Consider the following 4,896-nt stretch of genomic DNA (forward strand, 5'->3'; position numbering starts at 1 on the left):
TAGCTGTCTCTTTGCACCAATTCGCAAACAAAGGCTGAAGACCGCGCGCTGGCGGGGTGGTTTGCGATTGGAAGTCCCGGATTGGTCGTTATACGGTCTCCCGAGTGGAGGTCGCATGACAGTTCGAACGATTATACCCGTGATTCTGTCCGGCGGTTCCGGCACCCGGCTGTGGCCGATGTCGCGTCCCGAAATGCCCAAGCAGATGCTCGCGCTGACCGCGGACCAGACCATGTTGCAGCTGACCGCAGGCCGCGCGCAGGGCGAACGTTTCGCCGCGCCGATCGTCGTCGCCAACGCCGCGCACGCCGATCTGGTCGAAGCGCAGCTGGCAGACGCGGGCGCCGAGGCACAGGCGCTGATCCTCGAGCCGATGGGCCGCAACACCGCACCCGCGATCGCACTGGCGGCGATCGCCGCGGGCGAGACCGGTGCCGGCAGCGGCGACGCGATGCTCGTCATGCCGTCCGATCACGTCATCGCCGACCTGCCCGCCTTCCACGCCGCGATCGCCGCGGCGTTGCCGATGGTCGCGCAGGGCTGGCTGGTGACGTTCGGCATCGCCCCCGACGCGCCTGAAACCGGCTATGGCTGGATCCAGGTCGGCGAGGAGCTGGCCGCGGGTGTCCACCGCGTCGCGCGCTTCGTCGAGAAGCCGCCGCTCGACAAGGCGGAGGCGATGCTGGCTTCGGGCGATCATGCCTGGAATGGCGGCATCTTCCTGTTCCGCGCCGATGCTTATCTCGCCGCGCTGGCGCAGCATGATCCCGGCATCCTGGTCGCGACGACCGATGCGATGAAGCTCGCCCGCCGCGAAGGCACGCGGGTCTATCCCGATGCCGAGGCCTTTGCCGCGTCGCCCGATGATTCGATCGACTATGCGGTCATGGAAAAGGCCGACCGCGTCGCGGTGGTGCCGGTGGCGATGGGCTGGAACGACGTCGGCAGCTGGGACGCGTTGCATGCGATCAGCGCGCGCGACGAGGACGGCAATGCGCATCGCGGCGATGGCGACGGCAGCGTGCTGGCGATCGACACGAAGAACTGTCTGGTGCGCAGCGACGGCGTCAAGGTCGCGCTGGTCGGGGTCGAGGACCTGATCGTGGTGGCGAGCGGCAACGACGTGCTGATCATGCCGCGGGGTCGCAGCCAGGAAGTGAAGAAGCTGATCGCGGCGATGAAGAACCGCTGAGGCTTTTTCGGCAATAGTGAGGACGGACAAAGGGCCGGGGATCGCTCCCCGGCCCTTTTGCTTTGGGTCGTCTTGGTCGGAACGGAGGACCGGCAAAGCCGGCCCTTTTCGTCGGACGGGACTGGAGGCTTTCGCCGTCCAGCCCGCCGGCCGTTCTGATTTCGTGTCGGGAGGAGCGTCGCTCCTCCCGTTCGAAATCAGAAGTCCATGCCGCCCATGCCGCCCATGCCGCCGCCGCCGCCCATGGGCATGGCGGGCTTGTCTTCGGCCATTTCGCTCACGGCCGCTTCGGTCGTGATCAGGAGGCCTGCGACCGATGCCGCGTTCTGCAGCGCGGTGCGGACGACTTTGGTCGGATCGATCACGCCGGCTTCCACCAAGTTCTCGTAGGTGTCGGTCGCGGCGTTGAAGCCGATGTTCGAGTCGTTGCCGTCGAGCAGCTTGCCCGAAACCACCGCACCGTCATGACCCGCATTCTGCGCGATCTGGCGAACCAGAGCGGTCAGCGACTTGCGAACGATGTCGATACCGCGAGTCTGGTCCTCGTTCGCACCGGTCAGGCCGTCGAGCACCTTGGTCGCGTACAGCAGCGCCGTACCACCACCGGGGACGATGCCCTCTTCGACGGCTGCGCGGGTTGCGTGCAGCGCGTCGTCGACGCGGTCCTTGCGCTCCTTGACTTCGACTTCCGACGAACCGCCGACCTTGATCACGGCAACGCCGCCGGCGAGCTTGGCAAGACGCTCCTGGAGCTTCTCCTTGTCATAGTCGCTGGTGGTGTTCTCGATCTGGCGACGGATCGCTTCGGTACGGCCCTTGATCGTCTCGTGATCGCCGGCACCGTCGACGATGACGGTGTTGTCCTTGTCGATCGTGACGCGCTTGGCGGTGCCGAGCATGCCGAGCGTGACGGTCTCGAGCTTGATGCCGAGGTCTTCCGAGATCATCTCGCCCTTGGTCAGGATCGCGATGTCCTCGAGCATCGCCTTGCGGCGATCGCCGAAGCCGGGTGCCTTGACCGCTGCGACCTTCAGGCCGCCGCGCAGCTTGTTGACGACGAGCGTGGCGAGTGCCTCACCCTCGATGTCCTCGGCGATGATCAGGAGCGGACGACCGGACTGAACGACGGCTTCCAGGATCGGGAGCATCGCCTGCAGGTTCGACAGCTTCTTCTCGTGGATCAGGATGTAGGGATCCTGAAGCTCGACGGTCATCTTCTCGGGGTTGGTGATGAAGTAGGGCGAGAGATAGCCGCGGTCGAACTGCATGCCTTCGACGACGTCGAGCTCGAATTCGAGACCCTTGGCTTCCTCGACGGTGATCACGCCTTCCTTGCCGACCTTCTCCATGGCTTCGGCGATCTTCTCGCCGACTTCACGGTCGCCGTTGGCCGAGATGATCCCGACCTGCGCCACTTCCTTTGAACCCGAAACCGGCTTCGAACGCGCCTTGACGTCCTCGACGACCTTGACGACGGCGAGATCGATGCCGCGCTTCAGATCCATCGGGTTCATGCCCGCTGCGACCGACTTCATGCCCTCGCGGACGATGGCCTGTGCCAGAACCGTCGCGGTGGTCGTGCCGTCACCGGCGATGTCGTTGGTCTTCGAGGCCACTTCGCGCAGCATCTGCGCGCCCATGTTCTCGAACTTGTCCTTGAGCTCGATCTCCTTGGCGACGGTGACGCCGTCCTTGGTGATGCGCGGTGCGCCGAAGCTCTTGTCGATGACGACGTTGCGGCCCTTGGGCCCCAGGGTCACCTTGACCGCGTCGGCGAGGATGTCGACGCCGCGGAGGATGCGCTCGCGCGCGTCACGACCGAATTTTACGTCCTTGGAAGCCATGTCAGCTACCCTTTCAAACGAATGTTGTGAATGTTGAGACGAAAACGGTATTTTTGAGCGCGGTCCGGACCAGCCCTAAGGGGCGGTCCAGGCCACGTCGGCGTCAGCCGACGATGCCCAGAATGTCCGATTCCTTCATGATCAGCAGATCTTCGCCGTCGACCTTGACCTCGGTGCCCGACCACTTGCCGAACAGGATCTTGTCGCCAGCCTTGACGTCGAGCGGGGTGATCGTGCCGTTCTCGGCGCGGGTCCCGGTGCCGATGGCGACGACTTCGCCTTCCTGCGGCTTTTCCTTGGCGGTGTCGGGGATGATGATGCCGCCAGCCGTCTTCTCTTCGGCTTCGAGGCGCTTCACCAGCACGCGGTCGTGCAACGGACGAAAGTTCATGGGATCCATGTCCTTTAGGTTTGTGACAGATTTCTGGCACTCGACGATATCGAGTGCCAACAGCCGTCATATGTGCCGCGTCCCCGGCATCGTCAACGGGCGTCCAATCGAAAATCGCGTCAATCGTTACATTCCGCGGGTCAGGACGAGCCCCAGCCGATCACGCCGCGACCAGCGCCACAGCAGCAGCACCGACACGACCGCGAGCCCTGCGAACAGCCCCCACCACACCCCCTCGCCCGCAAGCGGCGTGCGGAAGCCGAGCAGGATCGCGGTGCCGAAGCCGATCACCCAATAGCCGAACAGCGCGATCAGCATCGGCGTCCGGGTGTCCTGCAACCCGCGCAGCACGCCTGCCGCGACCGCCTGCGCGCCGTCGACGAGCTGGAACACCGCGGCCACGCCGAGGAACCGCAGCGCGAGCGCGACGACGACCGCGTTCTGCGGCAAGTCGGGATCGACATAGACGCCGATCATCAGCCGCGGCACCGCCCAGATCAGCAGCGCGCTGGCCGCCATGAAGCCGATCCCGACGACCAGCGCGACATTGCCCGCGCGGGTGATCCAGACCCGGTCCTGCGCGCCGTACGCCATGCCGACGCGGATCGTCGCCGCCTGCGCGACGCCGAACGGCACCTGGAACGCGACCGCGGCAATGTTGAGCGCGATCGCATGCGCCGCGACCTCCGCGACGCCGATCAGCCCCATCAGCAGCGCCGCGCCGCCGAACAGCGCGCCTTCGAAGATCCAGGTCAGCATGATCGGCGTGCCGAGCCGGACGATCTCGTGGAAGCGCGACCATTCGGTCCGCCACCAGCGGCCGAACAGGTGGAAGCGCCGCAGCCGCCGGTCGGTCGTCAGGATCACGCCATACGCGATCATCATCACGCCGAGGCTGGCGACGCTGGCGAGCGCCGAGCCCTCCAGCCCGAGCGCGGGGAAGCCGAGATTGCCGAACACCAGCAGCCAGTTGCCCGCGATGCCGACGAGCAGCGAAAGCCCGGTGACGAGAAACGCCCAGCCCGGCCGGCCGAGCGCCGCCGCCGCGGTGCGCATAACGCCCGCGAGCACGCCGGGCAGCAGCGCAAAGGCGATGATCGTCATGAACCGGCCGGCGCGGCGCGCGACCTCCGGGTCCTGGCCGGCGAGCCGCATCAGCGTTTCGCCCTGCGTGAGGACTAGGATGACGGGGAGCGAGCCGAGGATCCCGAGCCACAGCGCCATCCGCACGCTGCGCCGGACCTCGCGCACGGCATGCGCGCGGCGGCCGAGTTCGGCGGCGATCAGCGGCGCCGCCGCGCTGGTCAGCCCGATCAGCGCGAACATCAGCAGGTTGAAGACGAACACGCCGAGCGTCGCGGCGGCAAGATCGACCGTGCCGAGCCGCGCGACGAAGATCACGTCGACCGCGGACACCGCCATCTGGATCAGGTTCGCCCCGACCAGCGGCGTGGCGAGCCGCAGCAGCG

4 protein-coding genes are annotated in these 4,896 nt (G+C 66.4%); 1 reads left to right on the top strand and 3 read right to left on the bottom strand.

Annotated elements, in window-relative coordinates; all coding sequences use genetic code 11:
* Window positions 1-115: 115 nt before the first annotated feature.
* Window positions 116-1,192 carry a mannose-1-phosphate guanylyltransferase/mannose-6-phosphate isomerase gene (locus sphsw_RS07680; RefSeq protein ID WP_081874210.1) on the top strand — a complete coding sequence of 359 codons (1,077 nt, stop codon included), beginning with the start codon at window positions 116-118 and terminating at the stop codon, window positions 1,190-1,192.
* Window positions 1,193-1,389: 197 nt separating this feature from the next.
* Here the strand turns inward: sphsw_RS07680 and groL are convergent, their stop codons facing one another.
* From groL to sphsw_RS07695, 3 genes are all read right to left on the bottom strand, one after another.
* The gene (gene groL, locus sphsw_RS07685) at window positions 1,390-3,036 is read right to left on the bottom strand and encodes a chaperonin GroEL (protein WP_031394280.1); all 1,647 of its coding nucleotides are present in this window, start codon (window positions 3,034-3,036) and stop codon (window positions 1,390-1,392) included.
* 103 nt (window positions 3,037-3,139) lie between these two features.
* On the bottom strand, window positions 3,140-3,427 hold the full coding sequence (gene groES, locus sphsw_RS07690) for a co-chaperone GroES (protein WP_031394281.1): 288 nt from the start codon (window positions 3,425-3,427) through the stop codon (window positions 3,140-3,142).
* Window positions 3,428-3,553: 126 nt separating this feature from the next.
* Window positions 3,554-4,894 carry an MATE family efflux transporter gene (locus tag sphsw_RS07695; RefSeq protein WP_052380876.1) on the bottom strand — a complete coding sequence of 447 codons (1,341 nt, stop codon included), beginning with the start codon at window positions 4,892-4,894 and terminating at the stop codon, window positions 3,554-3,556.
* Between the last annotated feature and the right edge of the window lie 2 nt (window positions 4,895-4,896).

The organism is Sphingomonas sp. FUKUSWIS1 (assembly GCF_000733135.1).
Taxonomy (GTDB): domain Bacteria; phylum Pseudomonadota; class Alphaproteobacteria; order Sphingomonadales; family Sphingomonadaceae; genus Sphingomonas; species Sphingomonas aerolata.

Excerpts from the sequence above, each read along its gene's own strand:
- sphsw_RS07680 (WP_081874210.1), top strand. The coding sequence starts at position 116 with ATGACAGTTCGAACGATTATACCCGTGATTCTGTCCGGCGGTTCCGGC.
- groL (WP_031394280.1), bottom strand. The coding sequence starts at position 3,036 with ATGGCTTCCAAGGACGTAAAATTCGGTCGTGACGCGCGCGAGCGCATC.
- groES (WP_031394281.1), bottom strand. The coding sequence starts at position 3,427 with ATGAACTTTCGTCCGTTGCACGACCGCGTGCTGGTGAAGCGCCTCGAA.